Here is a 21,508-nt window from a genome sequence, read left to right on the forward strand (position 1 = left end):
GTGCCGAAGTGGCGAAATCGGTAGACGCAGTTGACTCAAAATCAACCGCCGCGAGGCATGCCGGTTCGATTCCGGCCTTCGGCACCAACAGTATGTAAATAGACCTCAACTGAGGTCTTTTTTTATGTCTAAAATCCAGTCCCCGCAAGGCTCTTCTCGCTTTTTCACTCAACATAAGTCAACCTGATTCAATCTACATCAACTTACTGATGTGGGTACAATTGCGGGTATATCCCGGTTCGATAATGTTTGTACCCACGCAGAACCCTTGAAAGGATACTCAACATGGCTCTGAGTGATGTGAAGGTTCGTACGGCCAAGCCAGAAGCAAAAGCCTATAAGCTCACTGACGGCGAAGGCATGGTTTTGCTTGTTCATCCTAATGGTTCCAAATATTGGCGGCTACGTTATCGCTTTGGCGGTAAAGAAAAGATGCTGGCGCTGGGGAAGTACCCTGAAATATCGTTGGCAGATGCCAGAGCACGGCGTGACGAAGCTCGTAAGCAGTTAGCTAACGGTGTGGACCCAAGTGAGAGCAAGAAAGCCGTTAAGGTAGAGCAGGAGCAAGAAGCGATAACTTTTGAAGTGGTAGCCAGAGAGTGGCATGCCAGTAATCGTCAATGGTCAGAAGCTCACAGTGCTCGAGTGCTCAAAAGCTTAGAGGACAATCTCTTTCAAGCCATTGGCAAACGGAATATCGCAGACCTCGGAACCCGTGATCTTTTGCCTCCAATCAAAGCCGTAGAGATGTCTGGGCGTCTTGAGGTGGCTTCCCGCCTGCAACAACGAACCACAGCAATAATGCGCTATGCAGTACAAAGCGGTTTAATTGATTATAACCCCGCGCAGGAGATGGCTGGTGCCGTTGCTACTGGTAAAAGAAAGCACCGTGCTGCACTTGAGTTAAACCGCGTTTCAGAGTTGCTTCATCGCATCGACTACTACAGTGGCAGGCCACTCACTCGGCTAGCGGTAGAATTGACTTTATTGGTCTTTATCCGCTCCAGTGAATTACGCTTTGCCCGTTGGTCAGAAGTAGATTTTGAAACTGCCATGTGGACCATCCCTGGAGAGCGTGAACCACTGGAAGGTGTTAAACATTCGCACCGGGGCTCAAAAATGCGCACTCCTCACCTTGTCCCCTTATCCCGCCAGGCTCTCGCCATTCTGGAAAAGATCAAAAGCATGAGTGGAAATCGTGAGCTGATCTTTATCGGTGATCATGACCCACGTAAGCCCATGAGTGAAAACACGGTGAACAAGGCTCTACGCGTTATGGGATATGACACGAAGGTTGAAGTCTGTGGCCACGGTTTTAGAACTATGGCCTGTAGTTCATTGATAGAGTCGGGATTGTGGTCGAGGGATGCAGTAGAAAGGCAGATGAGCCATCAGGAGCGTAACTCTGTGCGTGCGGCTTATATTCATAAAGCCGAGCACTTAGATGAACGTAGACTGATGATTCAGTGGTGGGCGGATTATCTGGATGCAAACAGGCAGCAAGCTATCTCACCTTTTGATTATGCAAAAGTAAATAATCTATTCAAATAACCATCACCAGTCTTTTATTGTAATACGTCTCATTCAATAGTTTTTATATCACTGAAAGCCTCTGTCAAAAGACAGGGGCTTTTTGCGTTTTAATCAACGTAAAAGGAAATCATGATGGAAAATAACATTTGTTGTCCGGTAGACGCAGATCTGAAAGACAGATTTAGCCAGATCGATACAAATGACTTTTATTGAGTTCATGATGCAGTACCTCTGAAAAAGAACACTCAGCATAAGTGTGGCAGGACTTACGCTGAGGGAGGGACGTCCATCACATCACCAACAACATCTCTGTCACTTAAGAAATCATCCGTTTGTGCCAAAATAAACTGCTTTAAAAACTGATCAATGCGAATATTCAGCTTAAATAGAGGTAGGGTTACACCGTCTTGTTTTTCAAAATAGACCTTGGCTTTTTCTTTATCTACCGAATCTTTTAATGCGTCGAAGCGACCAAAGTCGTTGAGATTCTTGTCATTAACACTATCAGCCATTAATGCTATGAGCCGTTCTTTATCTAAACCAAGAGCATTAACAACGGCGTTTAATTGCGCGTTTTCAGCATTATTTTTGTAGGTGTTGATGTAGTCTCTAAAAGTATGGCCTTCAATTAACTGCGCATCGCCGCGCTGCAAGTCGTGCAAGAAGAGCTTGGCGTACTTTTGTTCGCTTTGGGTGAGCGATGCAAACGACTTGTGTAGCTCATTTAATGTGGTTTCAATATTCGCAGAGTCTTGGTGTTGGTTCAGCTCTTTTAAATATTTATCAAAGCGGCTGTTCATGTAGTCGGCATCGATTTTGCCGGTATCTATCTCAGTTAAATAACCACTGATATCAAAGGGCACATCGTCCTCACCTGCGCCACCGCCATCACCTTTGCCTACCAGCTCTTTATAGCGCAGAACCAGGCTCAGGTAAGTTTGTTCGTCTATGGCCAGCGTTACCTCATGTTCTACATCATTTTCAGTAAAGGAATAGATCGACTGTTCCCAATGAAAACCTTGTACTTTAGCTGCTTCCAGGTGTTGGCTAAAGGTGTTAAATAATTTGGCGAATTGGGCGCAGGTTTCTATATCGTCTGGCAGTTTTTCAAAGTTCTCAACACCCGCACTGACGAATAGCTCGGTAATGTCCGCCACTAATTCATTTATGGCTTTAAGGTTACTTTCTAACCGATCAACAAATAAGCCGATAGGTCTGTCGCCGGAATAGAGTTTTACCGCATCGTTAATGTACTGCTCCATGGTGTGTGGATAACGATAATAACGGATGATGCCGTGGGGTTTGTCGGGGCCAAACAAGCGATTGGTGCGTGAGAACGCTTGAATAATATTTTGGTATTTAATTACCTTATCTAAATACAAGGTATTAAGCCATTTAGAGTCAAAGCCAGTGAGCATTTGATCCACCACGATCAATAAATCTAATTGCTTTGAAGGCTCGGTATGGATGCGCTCGTAAGGCTTTTTATGGGCAAGGCGTGCCGCTAAATCTTTTTTAAAGGCCGCGTGGCGGGCAAAATCAAAATCCTGGCCATAACGCGCGTTATAGTCGGCCATAATTTCGTCCAGGCCATCGCCTTTAAAGGTGGGGCCACGGTCGCCACTGCCGTCGTTATCAATATTTGGGTCAAATAGAGCCGATACTTTAAGTTCAGGTTTGGCGGCTTTTAAACGGCGGTAATAGTCAATGGCTTCGGCAATGCTGCTAGTGGCCAAAATGGCGTGGAATTTATTGGCCTGGCTGAGCACATCCCACTCAGCCAGAATATCTTCTACTACTTTTTCTTGATGGGCTTCAGTGAGATATTGCTCTTTTGGCACATAATCTTCGATGCCTTTGACATACTTACCTGTTGCATCTTTATGGCCAGCCATTGGCACATCATTCATAAAATAATTAAATTTTTTCTTTTTGGCAGTCGTAGACATTGCATCTGCAACCGAATCGGCCTTAGCCTGTTCAAGGGCGACGGCCTGGCGTAGATCTTTATCTTTAAAGGTACAGACTTTGTAAGGGTCAAAGCCCAAAACATTGCCGTCGCGAATACCGTCGGCAATGCTGTAGCGGTGTAGCTCGTTGCCAAATACGGTACTGGTGGTATTGCCGTTTTTTTCGTTTTCTTCTTGAATCGGTGTGCCGGTAAAGCCAAAAAACAAGGCGCGCGGAAAGGTACGTTTAATAATAATCAGCATGTCGCCAAAGGTAGAACGGTGCGCCTCATCGATAATAAACACCAAGCGCTTAGCGCGAATTTTTTCTATGTCGGCCGAATTTGTTGCTGTTCCCTCATCATCAACTTCTTCAAAAATATTACTCATTTTTTGAATAGAGCTAACAATTAACGTATCGGCGGGAGTGGTGCTTTTTAATTTGGTAATGAGTACATGAGTATTTTCGGTGGCTTGAACGTCTTCGCCATCGCCAGCAAAATTGCGATATTCCGCTAGCGACTGGGTGCCCAGCTCGATCCGGTCCATTAAAAAAACCACTTTATCGGCATCTTTCGATTGTGCAATCAATTGTGCCGATTTAAAGCTGGTCATGGTTTTACCCGAACCGGTGGTATGCCACACATAGCCCCCGAGGCGGTCAGGGTTATTGGTAGCGCTACCCAGTTGCTGCCAGTTGGTTTTGGCCACTTTGTCAGATATCGCATTGGCGGCGTAATACTGATAGCTGCGCATTACCTTAAGCACGCCGTCGGTGTCGTCAGCGACGGTATAAAAACCAATCAACTGGTGCGCCATAGGGATCGAAAGCAAGGTAGAAGCGATGTCTTTCCAGTGGTTCATGGGTTCGTTATTAAAATCGGCCCAGGTAAATTGATAGTCGCGGTTGAACTTGCCGTCTGGCCCAGGGTTGGCAAAGTATTTGGTCTCGTTTGGCTCCATGGCCACAAACACTTGGATAAGCGAAAACAGGCCGCTAAATACGCCCTCTTTACTGTACTTTTCAATTTGGTTTACGGCCTGGCTAACCGGAGTGCCGCTGCGCTTTAGCTCGACATGGATAACCGGCATACCGTTGATCAGTAATAGCACATCGCCACGTCTGTCGTTGCGCAAAGGGCTGCCGCGTTCAAATTTGGGTTGCTGCACAATTTGGTAACGGCTTTGGCCGGCGGCGATTTCCTGGCGATCGTATATTTTTAAGCTGACTTCTTTGCCCATATGCAAGGTATCGGCGGGGTTATCGCGCTTAATCGCCACGGTTTTACCGTTAATTAAACCGTTTAGCTTAAGCGGGGTTTTAAGTTCTTTGATTTGCTCAATAATTTGCTGCATTTCAGTCGCGGTAAGCGGCACATCGTTTAAGCGATCCCGCTGGCGATTATTTTCAAACAAAATAGACGCCCAGTTTTGCAGTAAATCCGCTTCGGTTTTATTTTTGAGTATCTCCGGCTCCCAACCTTTGTTGGTGAGTACCTCTATAAAGGCCCGCTCAAATTGCGCTTCGGTTTTAAAGATGGTCATGTACTCTCCCTATACAAACATTTTACTTAAGCAGGCCTGCTTGATGTTATTGAGTTTGGTGATTTGTTGCTGGTGCTGGTTGATTAGGGCGTCGAGCTTTTGGAAATAGTTGCCAATTTGGGTTTGTTCGTCCTTTAAAGGGAGCCAAACTGGCAAACATCTAAAGTCTTGAACACCTAATGATTTACGTGTTGAACCTGATGTTTTGTTAGCTACATGCCCCTTAAAAACCTCCGTTTGTAGGTAGTATCTCAGATATGCAGGATACAAACTTGTAGGCTTAACTATTGCCATGGTTGGTGAGTATGTATATTCGCAACCAACATTATTCGATAAATTAATTATTTTCCCAACGGAGGCTACCCTACCATAAGCAAAATCACCTTTTTCAATGGTGTATCTCGCCGAATGCTCACTATAAATACGGCTAGGAACAATTCTTACATTTTTCCAATCGACAAGACCAACATCTGAAATGTCACCAATACCGATAAAAGGTACCCCATTATCTACAGCATCAGGAGCTCTATGACTTGGATGTGGGTCAATGACGTTTGCAATTTCCGATAATATATTTTCCACCCACTCACCACTAAATCCTTTAAACCTGATTTCTGGTATGGTTTCGCCTTGTTTGGGGAACATCTTTTCCAGCATGGCTTTTTTAATGTTGTCGAGCTTGTCATGCTTTTGTTGGTGTTGATTGATTAGCTCATCGAGTTTTTGAAAATAGTTGCCGATTTGGGTTTGTTCGTCCTTTAAAGGGAGCCAAACTGGCAAACATCTAAAGTCTTGAACACCCAGTGATTTACGTGTTGAGCCTGATGTTTTGTTAGCTACATGATCCTTAAAAACTTCCGTTTGTAGGTAGTATCTCAGATATGCAGGATACAAACTTGTAGGCTTAACTATTGCCATGGTTGGTGAGTATGTATATACGCAACCAACATTATTCGATAAATCAATTATTTTCCCAACAGAGGCTACCCTACCATAAGCAAAATCACCTTTTTCAATGGTGTATCTCGCCGAATGCTCACTATAAATACGGCTAGGAACAATTCTTACATTTTTCCAATCGACAAGACCAACATCTGAAATGTCACCAATACCGATAAAAGGTACCCCATTATCTACAGCATCAGGAGCTCTATGACTTGGATGTGGGTCAATGACGTTTGCAATTTCCGATAATATATTTTCCACCCACTCACCACTAAATCCTTTAAACCGAATCTCTGGCACCTTATTATCCATACTCATCTTATTCGCCCTTCAATAAGCGGGTGAGTTCAGCCAAGCCCTGCATATCAAACTCATTGCCGGTGAGCTCGCTCATCATCTGTGCCAGTGCTTGCTCGGTGTTTTTTATCTCATTGGCCACTTGCGAGTAAGTGACGGCGTATTTATCGGCAAGGGCTTGCACTTGGCTAGTGAGTTGGCTAATCACGGAGTTTGGCATAGCAGCGAGTTCGGTGCTTAATGGCGCAATCCATTTAAGGTGCAGCAGGTTGTTCACTTGTTCATCAGTTAATGCTTCGATAGTTGTTTTGGTTTTTAAGTGCAGGGCAGTGGCGGCATCTTTGACCGTTTTTTTCAGGGATTTTTCTTCATCGATTAATTTGTTCGCGCGAATAATTTTGGCTTCATAGCTGTCTTCGGCAAATTTAGTTTTGGCATCTTTTTGCTCTTTCAAGAAGACTTTGGCTGCCTTACCGACTTCGGCATTGGCAAAGCCGTCTTGGCTTTCTTTGACCGTATCTTGTTCTTTTTCTTCTTCGGTCAGGGATTCTAAAATTTCTTCCAGCGTGCTGGCGATTTCTGCCAGGCGGGTTTCTTGAGTTGCCAGAGCTTGTAAATCATCACTTAAGTAAGTTTGTTGCACTAAATCAAACGGCAGTATGTGGCCTTTCCAGCCGTCTTGTACTTCAGTGTCCAGGCCGTTTTTTTTCTTTATAACAATATTGGCATCAACTTGTTTGGCGGCGGCAAAGCCTTCGGTTTGCATCATTTCTAAATCGGCGCTGATGAGCTGCCATTGGTTGTTTAGAAATTGGTAAGCCTGGTATTTGTCGATGAGGGCAATCGGGGCTAAGCGAGTAAATAGCTCGGCACTTAATACCGCCTCTTGTTGATTACGCTTTACGCTTTGCCAGTTTTGTATTAACTGGGTGTTTAGGTAGTTATCAAAGCCATTAAAGGCTTGGTTGTAGGCGCTGATAAACTCTAACACTTGCGGATGCCCACTAATACTGGCGTTGACGTCTTGTTTGGCAATAGCCAGCTCACTGTAAGCGGCGGATTTTGGCGTAAACAGAGTATCGTGCAATTGTGGGAAAGCTTGCCAAAAATGATGTAGCTCGGCAATTTCGCTGTTGGGGATGCCGCCGAGCATGGTGGCGTGTAAATCCCAGCTTGGTGCCGCCGCAGAAGAATCCACATAGCGCGGTATGTTGAGATTGTAGCCGTTGTCGCGCAGGGTTTGTTTGCTCACCAGTTGCGAGAACTTGTCGATACTTTCGCGGTTAATCACTGCATCAGTAATGCGTTTGATATCACTGGCTTGCAGTTTGTTGTTTTTGCCTTCTTTCATAAAGTGTTTGGAGGCATCGACCACCAATACATCGGTGTTTTGGCGTTTTTGCTTGAGTATCAAAATCACTGTAGGAATGCCGGTGCCAAAAAAGATATTGGCCGGTAAACCGATAACAGTATCAATATGATTCTGTTCAATAAGTTGTTTGCGAATTTGACCTTCTTCACCGCCACGGAACAAGACACCATGGGGCAGAACAATGGCCATAATGCCATCGGGTTTTAGGTGGTAGAGGTCATGCAGCAAAAAAGCAAAGTCGGCTTTGGTTTTAGGTGCCAGGCCAAAACGTGAATAGCGTGGATCGCTGTCTTTAAAGCTGGGGTCCCAGTTTTGTGAGTAAGGCGGGTTGGACACCACGGCATCGACATGCAAGGCGTAGTATGAGCCTTGAGGATCGCTATCATCAAAATACGGCCAATCTTCTTCCAGGGTGTCGCCATTACGGGTTTTAATGTTGCTGGCTTTGATACCGCGCATGATGAGGTTCATACGGGTTAGGTTGTAGGTATTGGCTTTTAACTCTTGGGCGTAATAGGTGATGCTGTCTTTGCTTTTAGCGTATTTCTCGAATGCCTCACCGATATTGATCAGCAACGAACCAGAGCCGGAGGTAGGGTCGTAAATTTTGATGGTATCTTTGTGTTTTAACTCGTGGGCGATGATGTTCGACATGAGTACTGAGACTTCATGAGGCGTGTAAAACTCACCGGCTTTTTTACCTGCATTGGCGGCAAATTTCTCAAGTAGGTATTCGTAAATGTAGCCCAGTACGTCATACCCTTGATTACCATTCATGGGGATGCTTTTGATCAGGTGCAGTAAATCGCTGATGGCTTTGGTGCGTTTGCCAGCACTTTCACCCAGTTTGCTTAAACCGGTTTCTAAGGTGGTAAAAATGCCTTCAAACAGTTTTTTGTAAGTTGGCGAAATCAAACGGCTAAAGGCCGAGAGCGCATCGCGTACGTTAGATTCATCAAAGTCGGATGTGGAATCAACCCAGGTAGAAAACAAATTATCGTAGGCAATAAAGTAGCCCAGGTTGCTTTGCACGTATTTAACGGTGTCGGCGTCTTCTTCATTGAGGGCTTTGATATCTTCGGGCGTCATACCCTGTTTGATGACAAACTGCACCAGCTGGTCGCTTAGGTACTTATAGAAGATAAAGCCGAGTATGTAATCTTTGTATTCGTTGGCTTCAATTTTAGAGCGCATCTGGTTGGCAGATTCCCAGATTTTTGCCGCAAGTTGTTGTTTATTCACAATGAGTCCTGTTAAAAGCAATTCTTTTTTGGAAAGGGCTATTTTAGGGTTTTGATTGTACGTTTGATAAGAGCTTCTTGCTAGCGGCAAGGCTTTACGAGTCTGGGTAAATGAGGAGTCTGCAGTCTCGATTCCTACCAAGACAGCCATCTTCAGCTGCGACAGCTTCGATGTTTTGGACTGGCTCATTCCAACTGGCTTAGTCACTATATATTGGACACATCCCCCGCCCACATCATCCTCTCACCGGGCTTTGCTGTTATCTGGTATGGCACAACCCATAATTTTAGGGTTTCTGAAAAAGCAAAGTGCTGCGGTATCGGTTGGTTAAAGTCATCATGCGCGGGGTAAATCAGATACATCTCGCCTGTTCCACTAAGGTATTTTTGGCCATAGGCAAACATTTGATAGAAGTCAGATTGTGCTAGTCCATACAGGGTTTTTTTTTGCTGGCTGTTATTCACCAGCTTCCATTTTGTATCCATCACCATTTTGGTTTGAACCGGCTGGCGTGATTGAACCAACAGATCGGGGCGAAGCTTAAAGCAGTCGTAAGCCCCATGTTTCACCAAGGAATAAGTGGCAGCCTGCGATTTAACTTTGAAGTGAGAGGGCAATTCGTCGGGAAGAGTTTGAGCAACAAAGGACTCAAATACCGCTTCCATAGGGAACAAGAGAGACATGGCTTTGGCGTTTCCTTGCAAGGCACTCGGGCTCATTCCCCTCAGAATCAACTGCGCCCAAGCCATTGGCTCGGTGTAATGAGCCATACCACGCTCCAGGCGTAAGCTGCTTATATCACTCTCAATATCCCGGCTAAGTGGGATACCGTCAAACGCAAAGCGCAGCTCGTAAAGCCAGCGCTGATTCTCTGATGACAGTTTCAGACTAAGAAGCTTATCCAGCGTGGAGTGTAAGAGCCGATTGGCTGCACAATCCGGCATGTAGTCATCATAATCGACACAAAACTTATGACGACTCACCACGTTATGTCGCAACTGCGCGGAAAGCATTAGTTTACCCTTCATAAAAGACAGGTTACCTTGCTCGCTCATATAGTTGGATCGTAAACCTTGTTTAAGTAATTGGCTGACGCTATGCAAAAACTGACTGATAAAAATTTCAAGCAAAGGCATGCGCTGAGCCTGGAGAGTGGCTTGCTGGGTTTGAATATGTCGAAACCCAGGCAGATGGCTTAGCATTGTCAGCAATGTTTCACGTGCATTCACAGCTGTGAGATTTTTACCAACCTTGGGCAGTATCTCAAGCTGGAAACCGTGAGGTGTGGAAAGCATCCCCGCGTAGTTTTGCACCTGCAGCAATTTGAAACCTGAGCGGGAGGTGAGTTTGAGAAACTGGCTTCCTTGAGTACTGGTTAGGCTAAGCTCTTCTAAATAATCAAAGACCTGTTGAGGAATTGGTTTTGCGCCAATTGATGCCGCTTTTCCGCTTCCTAACAGATCATATTCAAAAACAGAGATCACTTCACTCATGGTTTACTGCCCGCTCATTAAGAGTGGTCTGCTGTGGCTGATAAATAGCACGGTAAGCCTGCGGCATATTCCAGATCTCTTCATCAAATGCTTCGAGCTCGTAAGCTGTCGATTGCTGATCATGGCGTCGTAAAGCATGATTGTTACCAAAAAGCGTATCTAGATCGTCGGTTTTCTCAATCACGAATTGTAGGCTGTCGTTTTGCTTTTGGTTGTCTGCCAGCACCAGCCGGATCTTGTTCCAGTCATCGAAGAAGTATTCCTGCAACAGCGGAATGATCTTTTTCTGAAATGCGATCTTCAGTTGTTTAAATGCAGCCTCTTCATCACCGGCATCGAGTGCATTTTTTACCGGCATAAAGAAAGCATGCCCTAGTGTATGTTCTCGATCGTAAAGTGCTTCGATGCGGCTGTTGAGTTTCTCTAACAACGACTCGAGTTCTATGCCTTTCACCTTAGTTCCACTCAACAACGAGAGATCTGGCATCATCTCGACAAAGTCAAAGCGACGGCGCAAAGCTGTGTCCATCAGAGCTAAAGAACGGTCTGCTGTATTCATGGCTCCAATAATGTCGACATTGGCGGGTACGCTGAAGTGATCACCGCTATAAGACAGTTGCAGGCTCATTGCATTGGACATACCTGCACGTTTGTCTACTTCAATGAGCGAGATCAATTCGCCAAAGATCTTGGAGATGTTGCCACGATTGATCTCATCAATGAAAATGGCGTAGCGATGTGCTGGATCGGCATTGGCACGCTGACACAGGCGCATAAAGATCCCCGGCTCAATAGGGTAAGAGATATTGCCACTTTCGTCAGATCGCGCGCGGATACCTTCAATAAATTCTTCATAGCCGTAAGATTGGTGGAAAGTAACCACTGCAAAACGCTGGATGGCTTCGGCAGATTTAGGACCTTGCTTTAACTCTGCATAAAGAGAAAACAGCTCATCCACTTGCTCTAACTGAGATTCAACCAAGAACCATTCACTATCTGCAGTTTTGTCAAAGATTGCAGGTTCACGACGACCTTTGTAAGCAACAGTAGTTGATCCTGGTATGGTGAAGGATTGCAACGTCGCCCAAGCAGTTTGCGAAAAGTTGCTACTACGGCCATTCAGCAGCGCTTTACGTTGGAACCACTGGTGTTCCGTCATTTGGCGAACTTTCGCTCGTTTACCAAGATCGAGCAACACCAGTGCTATAACCTGCATCCAACTCAACGATTCAAGGCGAGAATCCAGCCAGGCATCACGATCGGCTGGTACAGCATGAGAGGTATACTCTTTCATCTTTTGCTGCAATGTGAAGGTCTTGCCAGTGCCTGGTGGACCAAAGTAGATCACGTTAGTTGGGGAATGCGAAGGGGGTTTAACATCCGTCAACTCAGTGTCGGATGTGGATATATTGCTGGAGGCTTTCTCCTGTCTCTGTTCATTATCGCGTTCACGGAGCAATTCATAGAAATGCCAAATAGCCATATTCACGTAATAAGGATCTGCATTGGGAGATTGGGCATGTATGGCTTGTTTCAATTCATGATTTTTCTGTAACCAATTTCCGGTCAGTACCAAACCGAGGTGGAATTGCTTATTTAGGAATTCTGCCGCTTTATTAAAAGCATTCTCATCCACAGTACTGGTGCAGGTTTCAGGCGAAAACGCGGCAAAAACACGATTTCTCAAACTCCAATACATACGCTTCAGGAGTCCGGTCTCTTTAGCCTGCTGTAGAGCATCGCCAACATATTGGTAAGTTGCTTCATCCGGCTGCTGGCGAATACGCTCGGTTAATTCTCTGAGCAGTGGTAGGCTTTGCTGATATTCCGCCAAAGACGGAACACCCTGACGAATGCTGGCGATACCGTTATCACGTTCATACCAAAGTCGTTTGACTAAATCATCCGTTTCAGGCCCCATGAATGTAGGGGCTTGCTGTAGCAGCGCCGTAAATTCACGATATCGCTGATTCCACTTGGATGTTTCATAACTTTCATCTTCGGCTAGGGTATCAATCAATTCACTGAGTGTCAGTTTGCCTGCTTCAATACTATCCACAAGATCCATCGTGATGTTTCCTCTGCTCTGATATCACTTATTCTTTGACTAATGTGATGGGTTCCAACTGTATTGAGCTAATCAAAGGGTTAGATTAACATCAGCAGCTTACATACTTCCCTAAGACTCTTTCTCGATAGGGTATCTGAATTCGTAGTGTTTCTTTCGCGGTGGGAAGGTCGGTATTTCTTCACTCCTCCGATCCCTTACAGCGTCCCATGACCACCAGGAGTCACCAAATTCCTGCTGATACCATTCTTCTTTAACTGCTTTATGCTGTAAATAATCCTCAGTGTCGCGCCCCCAAACTTCAAGTGGAACGAAGTCTGAACCATTAACATCCGTGAGTATGAAATCGGGATGATACTGATCTTCCGCAGAATCATAAATCAATGGCTTGATAAACTGGCGTCGTTCCTTAGCTAGCTTTTCTTCAATAAGCCCTTCGTAAGATGAATCGAGTGGGATCCACCGTTCACTCACCATCATTAAAACAACCTGACGAACACTTGCGGAAAAATATACCCTGTTAGACTTCGCAGATTTTCTCTCTTCTGGCACGTCTGTAACTGCAATTGCGATAATTTTACCACCACGTCGCCACCATGCTACATCACGTGGAAATCTGGCTAAGGAACTTTCCCAACGGGAGTAATCGATGGTTAGATATGGCATCCCGACAGGGGGGCCGTTCTTCGTTGTTCCTGCCAGAGGCAGATTATTACCAACATTCAGAGCTGAAGACCACTCATTCAGTTCTGAGATGACGATCAGACGGCGACTTTTCGTGCAGGCGTAATTGACAGCCTTCTTATTGCCATGCTCGTTTCCTTGTAACAACAGAACATTGGCCAGAACTGTGCGGCCTTGTTTAATGTTGCTGGCTTCCTTATACAAACGGCTCATTACTGTTGTAAGCCTTCTATTACCTTCCAGCCAGGGTGCCCATTCGTTAAGCCCCGTATTTTCCCAAAGCAAATGAAGAAGACCTAGCATTTTCATTTTCCTAAGGCGTTTGACTTGCTTTCTTTCCCTTGGGGGATGCACTGCAGCCGGAGCTGCGCGTTCAGGGGCAGCCGCTGATACGTATAACGAAAAATCCAGCCCGATGCGCAGAGTCCCGTCCTCCTCTTCCCTGACAGCCGATGATGAATATGCTTTTGCACCACCATCAGTATTTACACGAGAGTGATATGAGCAGGACGGTTTGTGCCTGGGGCCGGTGTTTGGGTTACGGCAGAGAGTAAATGGACCGGAGCCTTTGTGGCTTCTGATATAAAGCTTAAGTTCCTGAGCCGGATCACAGCAGCAGGTCGCAATGTAATCGCGATTATCCCAAGCTAGCTTTAACGTATGCTGGAAAAAGGAATCTGGAGTAGATTTTTGTTGCTCTGGTGGAAAGTAATAGGGTTTTTCTTTTTCAAGACGATGTACGCAGACCTCGGACTGTTGCTTCCTTTCCATTGACCTCACCTTTGTGATTCTTTCCCAATCAATGTTTTATCGCAATCGCTATGATTGTTCAAATTTCCCACATTTAAATAATGGGTTATAGGTCTGCAAGTCGCAGCTCTATAACTCCGATGGTAAGAGCTACGGTATTAGTTGACCGTTACATCCTTGTTACCTCTATTATGATTTAAACAAATCATGGAAATTAGCTTATCCGATAGGAGCCATCATGCATCTGCGCACCATCAGTTTCAGCATCTCTTTCAAACATCATTCGAATACTAATTTCCAGAACATCTCCATTTGCCTTACTTTGTTCCTTTTTCAAGGCCACTTGCAGTTGCGAGATGTCACCTGCGCTGTCGCCCATTGGCCAGAGTGCAGCACGTGCTAAGTTTCTCTTTCGTGACATTAGTCCTTGAAGCAAACAGTCAAAAGAATGCTCCTGATAACCTGCATGGATGGCCATAGGCATATGGATTTGAACTGGATACTTTTGTCCGATGCGGTGAACGCGGTCATTACATTGCTCTTCAACAGCCGGATTCCACCAGCGAGACAAGTGAATAACGTGAGTGGCGGCAGTTAATGTCAGGCCTGTTCCTGCCGCTTTGGGACCGAGAACTAATAAGTCAAAGCCACCATCCTGTTCAAGATGACACTGGAATCGACGTACAATAGTCTGACGCTTTTGGATAGGCGTATCGCCATTAATGTGATCAATTTTCTCAAGGCCAAATTCTTGTCGTGCTAACTCCATAAAACGGAATTGCATCTTTCGATGCTCAATGAAAACCAGAACACGTTCACCTTTTGCCTTAATGTGATGCAGAATTTTGAAGCATGCATTCAGGCGAGCAGAAGCATCGATAAAACTCTGACTGTTTCCACTCATCTCCATCGCCGGGTGAACTGAAACGCCACGTATATGCTGTAGTATTTTCAGTGCGGCGCCAGGACCACCTTGCGAAAGTTTGAGCCGGGCGGTTTCGTAGGCAATTGCCTGCCCTTCAGGCATTAAACGAGGATGCAGAAAACGTGTTTTAGAGGGCAGCTCTTTCGCAACGTCTTCTTTTAAACGACGAAACGCTAAAGGCGGTAGCTGATTGCGAGGCTCAAAAACCAGCTGATACAGTTGAAGCATATTCTGTTCATCAGGTTCGCTGTACAGGCTATTGAAATTACGTAACGTATCGAGAGACCCGGGGGCCAGTTGATCCATGACCGCCCATAGGTCACTTGTTGTATTCTCAATAGGTGTGCCTGTAAGGCCAATTCGATAGTCAGCATTGATGGCTCGAGCTGCACGGGCGCGAAGCGAGTCAGGATTTTTTATTGCCTGAATTTCATCAAAGACAACGGCTGAGAAATGAATTTTCGCAAGGGAATGCTGATAATTGGTGAGCGTTGTGTAAGTTGTTAATATCCAGAAGCGATGGCCTTTGCCCTCCTCGATCGCTTCATGTAGCTGCCGAAAATTCAGTAAGTGAGTACCATCTTTTGTCTCGACACCTTTAGCATCGAAATTTTTATACTGACTTAATGATGAACCATATAGGCGGAGCAAATGGCCGAGCCCTTCGCCATCAGTATGCTGTACTACCTCTGCATTCCAATTTTCCAGGAGGGATGTGGGCGCCACAATTAATATCGGTCCGCATTCTTTATTGCTGGCAGTATTGACGCGGTTGTTCTCTTTTAACCAGCGAAGAAATGCAATGGTTTGAAGCGTCTTACCCAATCCTTGTTCATCTGCGTTCAAGATGCCAGGCATTCCTGACTTCCACGAAGAAAGTTGCAGGCTAAAGCTCTCTAGTTGATGCGATCGCAATGCGGTTTTAACGCCTGTAGGCAGTTGCTCGTCGATAAATACAGGACGTTCTGTAAGGTCCGGCCTCCAAGATATTTCTTCAAAATTATCTTTGGTATCAAGGATAACCGTAGCAGCATGTGGGTTATCAACTGTGGGCTTATCTTTCTTTTCTGTTATTTCTGTCGCGGCCTCGATCTGTTTAAGATCAGCCAGTCGCTTTTCAAGTGCGCCTAACGTGTCTTCGGTGGCTTTAATTGGATAAGAAGCGACTTCAACTTCCTGTTGCGATGCATCTATGGCATTACGTATCTGCTCGCAGACATTTGCCAGCGCGTGGCTATCCATCGCATCAATAATTTTGGCTAGAGCGTCGGGAATTACCTCTGGTAACCAGACCGTTTCGCCAGTCATGTGCGCTGAAACAGCACCTTTTCGGTAATGCAAAATACCTTTAACGCGTTCGGAATACTCAACGGTTTCGATAAAAGCGGGACCTGAAATGGCTTCAATTGCTTCTTCCTCGCCGACCTCATCGAGCCCATCCAGCTTACCTGATTGCCTCAGGTATTTTTCAACAGCATCGGTAATTGCAGGTCGTGGGTTTTCGATAAAAGCGCGTCGCTCTTCAGGTGCAGACTTTTGCTTCTGTACCATGATGTCAAGAATAGGGCGTGCGCTTCGGTCAATGACCAGATAATTGCCTTCGCCAACACGATAAGCGGAAAGAGCCCCTTGAGTTCTGACACGTTGCTGGAAACGACGTAAAGTTTGTTCACGTAGCTCACCTGCAGCTTCGCTGACAGCTTTTCCGTTATTTTCTAGCTCTTCTATGTTCCTGCCAGAGAAAGGGACTATTTCGAAATCATCAGAGCCATTTGAGCTGGTGGAAATAGAAAAACGATCCGCAATACAGACTTCTAAACCTTGCATAAAATCGGTCATCGATACCCGAACGGCATTGAGCTCATTGCCCATCTGGACGCCGGGATCGAGAGACTGCCTGAAACGAGCCAGCGATTCCCAGTCGGATGCTTCACCGCCGCCCGGTGTAAATTTTTCTGCGACTTCAATGGCCTCCATCATCCATAATGGCAACCGGCGTAAACCCTGAGATGTGGCTAAAATTGCCCCTGTTCGTTGTGGTATTTGGCGAACACCGTTGCGTAGCCATTCATGTTGTAAACGAAAATTATCGCTACCTAATGAACCTTCAATGTCGGTTTTTAATGTCAAATCGACAAGAGGAGGTAAGCACAGATTCTGTGCTGTTTCTGAGTCAAGTAGGCCAGTCAACCGGTGACTCATTTCTATAGAATCATGACTTATGTGCAAATGTTCTTCAAATTCTTCCGCCAGGGCTTTCAGATCGGCTATAGCGAAAGCTAAGGCGCGATCGTTATGTGTGAGACCAGATAATGTTGCGGATTGCTGCCGTTTAAACAGACGGTTGATTAAACTCTGTTTTTCTTCAGCAATATTCAGAGTGATCGTTTCTGCATTATGATCGAAGGTAAATGTCATGACAGATACTCAATTTGTTCACGCACTTTATCCTGCCAGCCGCTGAAATGTGGAATAGCAACAGGATTCGGTAGCATACGGATTTGTTCGCAATTGTATTGTAATTGGTACAGTTCTGGGCTGCGTTTGTTATCATTTCTGAAAATATGAACTTTATAACTGTGTGAACCTTCAATTACGATGCATTTCCCAATTTGTAAAATGAGCAATGAGGTTTTATCACGATTACCAAGAGCCGTTTGAATTCCGAAGTTCAGCGTTGAAGAGTCCCTCATAGAACCTTTCATTTCTTTTGCTTTTTGGGAGGCAATGCTGCTAAACGCTACCCACGCTGCAGTGATTTTTCCTTGGTTATAAAGCCCTAACCAAAATTCACGCCGTGGTTCCCACATATGGCTGTCTTCCACTTTCGAGACCACATCCAGGAAGAACAAAATGTTCTCACGCGTAAGCCAGTTAATGATGAGATTACGGCATTTTTCATCCACGCTGCCCCATACGCCCCCGCGACTCAGGCGTGGATCTTCGTAAAAAGCTACAAGTGTTTCAGTCAGAAAACGTGAGAGCCCCTCGTCGGGTTGCTTATACAGCCAATGTGACAACAACGCATTGATGGCCTCAGAAGCACCACTCATTAACGCGTTACTTTTGCCATCGGGTTTCAACCAGGCAAATAGTTTCTTAATGGTTGCTTTTTCATTTAATTCAGGCCTAAGCAACGCGATATACGCTAGATGAGCATGCGACATTAAACCCGGCTCGTGCGGGTGTGTGATGCCAAACTGTTTGAGCTCTTTCCATGGTGAGTCCATCATCACCATTTTTTCGGCCAACGCTTGATGCGCCTGATTAGCGTCAAAGAATTCAGGTAATTGATCGATAACATCTTTCCATTTATCGCTCATGTGCTCGCTGGAGATATCAAGACAGTTTTTAATTTTGGTTGTGTGCGCTGAACCAGGTTCGTAACTGCGAATGTATGCCGAAATCATTGCGGAAATAAAGGATGATGAGTCCGTAACAATGGTTTCCCGCAGATAAAACTCTTGCAGCGCGGCAAAGTCGTCCTGAGTTCTGAATTCTTTATCAAAAACAATCGGTGCCCCAGAGCAGATGAATGACATTTTCACCTCATCCCATTGCCAGCTTTCTACATACCCGAGCAGCTTGCGTAAAACCTTTTCACGATCGTGTTCGGCAATCTCTCTAACTACATCTGGCCAGCGCTCATGAATGGCTTGAATCTTGGCCGATAAACCTTTTGATACCGCTATTGCTGGCTTGAAAAGTGCGACTGGCTTCAGAAAGATATCGCTCAATTTCATGGCATGCTCTTCTTCAACGGTTCAATCAGACGCTGGCGAATGTCTTCAATTTCTGCAGCATTGGCTGGTGTATGCATAATAATGCGAAGATCGATGCGGCGATTCATTGCCATATTCTGTTGTGTGTCATTAGGGCGAACAGGACGCATTTTACCGTAGCCCGCAACCGAAAGAACCGGCTGATGCCGCATATTGAAATGTGCGACCAAATCCGGTGCAGCCGCAAGCATGCTGGTAAATGTCGTTATTGCACGGTTAGTCGAAAGATTCAGGTTATAAACACCATCACCTTTCGAGTCAGTATGGCCTTCAATCTGAACAGCCTCAATGATGGCGAATGAAGGATTACAGCTTTTGTTCCAACCCGTATTCTGGTTAAAGGTATAGCAGGGCAGGAGTGAGTCGAGGGTTTTTGCCAGCGCTTCGACAATCTTTCGCTTGTCATCGTTTAAGGCAAAACTATTGCTGATAAATAGCCCTTCGCCTTGGAAACGCAGAGTTCCTTCCTCAGGAATCACATCAACTGGCAACAATGGAAAAGACTGTTTGAGATTATCGCGTAGCTGATAAAGTAGGTTAAGGCGAGCTGTTGCTGCGCGAGACATATACTGTTCCAAAGGATCAACTCGCTTCAATGCTGCTATTTCAGAGCGGAGATCTTCAATCGTTTTATCGCGTGATTGAACAGCTTGTTCATATTCGTCGCGGGGAACAGTATTTTTATCGTTATACCGGCTGGCAAAGAATGCGAGCAGCACCATAACGATAAACAGGAAGCTCACCGTCATGTCCGTCATTGAAACAAAGACGGATTCTTCTTCCTCTTCATTTGAACGCTTGCGATTGGCGTTCCCTCTCACGACATGCGTCCCTGTTTAGGCGCAAAGTTTTCGGCCTGGTGGACAATACCCTGCATTGTATCCAGTGCTGGCATTAACGCGGACTGCATAGTTTTAACGTGATCAAACAGTGTTTCTACAGACGTTGCAACTTGCTCCTGATAAGAGTCGAACGCCTTGCCGAGCTTCTCATCAATACTATCCAGCCGTTCACCCTGACCACGTAATGCAGTGATCAGAGACTGAAGGTTAGTCAGAGTGGATTCAACCGCACGCTGCTGTCCACCCAATGTCTCTTGCGCTGCCGACAGTGTCATAGCGGATTGCTCAGCATTCGTTTTCGCTGCGTTGGCAATAGCTGAAAGGCTATTCTCGCTGCTTTCACGTAGTTGACGCGTGCTGATTTCAATACGCTCCATCACCGAGCGGATCGGGTTAGCTGCGTCAGTGAGTGATTGAGCCGACGAGCGGAAGCTACCTGATGCATTTTCAGAGGCAATGGCTCCCTCTTTAATACCATCTGAAGCACGACGTAAAGCGGTACTTGTTTCGTCAAGCATACCCATGACGCCTTCCAGTTTTTCCGCAATGGTAGAAAGAGGGGAAAGAAGTTGGCTGCTGGCGTTCTGAGTCATCGTTTCTGTCGCTTTGGTGATCTCTCCGGCGGTATTATCAAATGCGCTCAGTATGTTTGTCGCAGCCTGGCCGATAGCATCACTCGCTTGTGAGGCAGATTCTGACATGCGAGCTTGTGCGGCTTCTGCGCCCTGTTTTGCTGCGGTTTCCATTTCTGTTCGGATCCCCAGGGCGGCGGCTTTCATATCTGCAGCTGCTTCGCCCATTGCTCTTGCGCCATCACCCGTACTGTCTTTAATGCCTTGTAGCGTTGAGTTCATGGTTGCCAGCAGATTTTCGGCACCTTGATTAAATGCAGACGTTGCTGTTTCAGCTGTTTGTGACATACCTTCCCGCAGTGTTTCAACCGCCAGACCTAAGCGCCCAATAGCGCTTTCCATTTCGTTGCCCATTTTCCCTGAGCTTTGATCCATTCTTTCCGCGAGCAATTTGATTTGATCGCCTGCCAGCGAAATACGCTCACTGGCTTGTGTTAAGGCCCGGCCAACATCTTCAGAAAAACGCGAGGAGAGACTTTGTACCATTTCGCCGACACCATCATTACCTAAGCGGCTAACTTGTTCTATGACTGGGGTAATTGCTGAGCTGATGGATTCCGAAATCGCTCTTGGCAGATCTTCGCGAAGTGGTCGACCAATTTCTGCCACCATCTCAAGTCCCAGCTTTCGGAAATGTTCTCGACTTTCAATCGTAGCTTTTAGCTGACGAATGGATAAATCTTCCAGACTGATAAATGTCAGGCGTTTTTCAATCAAACTATTGAGGCTATGAACTGTTTTTTCCAGCTGTGAGGTGCCGCTACGCAAGCCTATGGTAAAAACTATTGAGCAGAAAAGGCCCGTGAGCGACATGATGAACTTCGCTGAGGCGATGGTAAGTAAACCTTCTAATGCCGCGCTACCGCCATCGTCCAGAGAGGTACTCATCGAATTAAGCGCAGAAATCAAGCCGAGGAAGGTCAGAGAAAGACCAATAGTTACAAACAATCCCGGAACGATGCGCCAGAATCCCTGTGTGAAATGCAAATCATCCAAATTAAAAAACTGACTAGGGCGAACAGCATTGCGAACGACAAGCTTACCGTCCTGATCGTCGACAATATGGGTTTCCCGATATTCCTTCCATGCCTCGGCCACATTTTGCTGTTCTTCTGTCATATTTAAGGCAGCGATACTGGCATCGACATTAGTTACATGCTGGCTAAATTCATCTTCCGGGGTTTTGGCAATAATGGCATGGATGCTGCCAAGTGCAGTAAGACGGCGCTTAACCAGCTTTCGCCAGCGTACTATGATAATACAAAGAGCGGCGACTAATAGAATAGTCACATAGCCGGGAGCCGCATCATTTTTCAATATTGAAGCAATATGCAAAATGCCATTACGCACCAGCACGCCAGGGGCCAGCAAGATGTCCATCTTTTACACCATAAGTAACGAGGAGGGCGGTATTTTTTATAAGATTACTCTAATTGATTTCTAGGATCT

General features: G+C 45.7%; 11 protein-coding genes and 1 tRNA gene. 2 read left to right on the forward strand and 10 right to left on the reverse strand.

The window, feature by feature from the left end; translation table 11 throughout:
- Positions 1-2: 2 nt before the first annotated feature.
- Positions 3-87, forward strand: a tRNA-Leu gene (locus tag OP863_RS02660).
- Between the two features lie 198 nt (positions 88-285).
- The gene (locus OP863_RS02665; RefSeq protein WP_145523455.1) at positions 286-1,551 is read left to right on the forward strand and encodes a tyrosine-type recombinase/integrase; all 1,266 of its coding nucleotides are present in this window, start codon (positions 286-288) and stop codon (positions 1,549-1,551) included.
- Between the two features lie 248 nt (positions 1,552-1,799).
- On the opposite strand, the gene OP863_RS02670 is transcribed toward OP863_RS02665, so the two are convergent.
- From OP863_RS02670 to OP863_RS02715, 10 genes are all read right to left on the reverse strand, one after another.
- A complete protein-coding gene (locus OP863_RS02670) occupies positions 1,800-5,027 on the reverse strand; it encodes a type I restriction endonuclease subunit R, EcoR124 family (protein WP_265525852.1) in 3,228 nt (1,075 codons plus the stop codon).
- Positions 5,028-5,036: 9 nt separating this feature from the next.
- Positions 5,037-6,290, reverse strand: coding sequence for a restriction endonuclease subunit S (locus OP863_RS02675; RefSeq protein WP_265525853.1), 1,254 nt, complete (start codon positions 6,288-6,290; stop codon positions 5,037-5,039).
- 1 nt (position 6,291) lies between these two features.
- Positions 6,292-8,883 carry a type I restriction-modification system subunit M gene (locus OP863_RS02680; RefSeq protein WP_265525854.1) on the reverse strand — a complete coding sequence of 864 codons (2,592 nt, stop codon included), beginning with the start codon at positions 8,881-8,883 and terminating at the stop codon, positions 6,292-6,294.
- Between the two features lie 206 nt (positions 8,884-9,089).
- Positions 9,090-10,376 carry an McrC family protein gene (locus tag OP863_RS02685; RefSeq protein WP_265525855.1) on the reverse strand — a complete coding sequence of 429 codons (1,287 nt, stop codon included), beginning with the start codon at positions 10,374-10,376 and terminating at the stop codon, positions 9,090-9,092.
- Entirely contained in the window at positions 10,369-12,444 is a 2,076-nt protein-coding gene (locus OP863_RS02690) for an McrB family protein (RefSeq protein WP_265525856.1), read from the reverse strand. Before OP863_RS02690 ends, OP863_RS02685 begins: the two co-directional genes overlap by 8 nt.
- Positions 12,445-12,555: 111 nt before the next feature.
- Complete coding sequence (locus OP863_RS02695; protein WP_049599965.1) at positions 12,556-13,899, reverse strand: DUF1173 family protein; 1,344 nt, start codon at positions 13,897-13,899, stop codon at positions 12,556-12,558.
- Positions 13,900-14,092: 193 nt separating this feature from the next.
- Complete coding sequence (locus OP863_RS02700) at positions 14,093-17,221, reverse strand: DEAD/DEAH box helicase (RefSeq protein WP_265525857.1); 3,129 nt, start codon at positions 17,219-17,221, stop codon at positions 14,093-14,095.
- Positions 17,218-18,546: an EH signature domain-containing protein gene (locus tag OP863_RS02705; protein WP_265525858.1), complete on the reverse strand. Its 1,329-nt coding sequence runs from the start codon at positions 18,544-18,546 to the stop codon at positions 17,218-17,220. The genes OP863_RS02700 and OP863_RS02705 overlap by 4 nt, the downstream gene beginning before the upstream one ends.
- The gene (locus OP863_RS02710; RefSeq protein ID WP_019084202.1) at positions 18,543-19,406 is read right to left on the reverse strand and encodes an OmpA family protein; all 864 of its coding nucleotides are present in this window, start codon (positions 19,404-19,406) and stop codon (positions 18,543-18,545) included. The genes OP863_RS02705 and OP863_RS02710 overlap by 4 nt, the downstream gene beginning before the upstream one ends.
- Positions 19,403-21,439 (reverse strand): hypothetical protein, encoded by a 2,037-nt coding sequence (locus OP863_RS02715; RefSeq protein ID WP_265525859.1) that lies wholly within the window; start codon positions 21,437-21,439, stop codon positions 19,403-19,405. Before OP863_RS02715 ends, OP863_RS02710 begins: the two co-directional genes overlap by 4 nt.
- Positions 21,440-21,508: the final 69 nt, after the last annotated feature.

This window comes from Yersinia sp. SCPM-O-B-9106 (C-191) (assembly GCF_026183365.1).
GTDB classification, from domain to species: Bacteria; Pseudomonadota; Gammaproteobacteria; order Enterobacterales; family Enterobacteriaceae; genus Yersinia; species Yersinia rochesterensis.

Bases quoted from the DNA above. Each gene is read 5' to 3' on its own strand.
- OP863_RS02705 (WP_265525858.1), bottom strand. From the start codon at position 18,546: ATGAAATTGAGCGATATCTTTCTGAAGCCAGTCGCACTTTTCAAGCCA.
- OP863_RS02665 (WP_145523455.1), top strand. From the start codon at position 286: ATGGCTCTGAGTGATGTGAAGGTTCGTACGGCCAAGCCAGAAGCAAAA.
- OP863_RS02715 (WP_265525859.1), bottom strand. From the start codon at position 21,439: ATGGACATCTTGCTGGCCCCTGGCGTGCTGGTGCGTAATGGCATTTTG.
- OP863_RS02675 (WP_265525853.1), bottom strand. From the start codon at position 6,290: ATGAGTATGGATAATAAGGTGCCAGAGATTCGGTTTAAAGGATTTAGT.
- OP863_RS02685 (WP_265525855.1), bottom strand. From the start codon at position 10,376: ATGAGTGAAGTGATCTCTGTTTTTGAATATGATCTGTTAGGAAGCGGA.
- OP863_RS02670 (WP_265525852.1), bottom strand. From the start codon at position 5,027: ATGACCATCTTTAAAACCGAAGCGCAATTTGAGCGGGCCTTTATAGAG.
- OP863_RS02700 (WP_265525857.1), bottom strand. From the start codon at position 17,221: ATGACATTTACCTTCGATCATAATGCAGAAACGATCACTCTGAATATT.
- OP863_RS02695 (WP_049599965.1), bottom strand. From the start codon at position 13,899: ATGGAAAGGAAGCAACAGTCCGAGGTCTGCGTACATCGTCTTGAAAAA.
- OP863_RS02690 (WP_265525856.1), bottom strand. From the start codon at position 12,444: ATGGATCTTGTGGATAGTATTGAAGCAGGCAAACTGACACTCAGTGAA.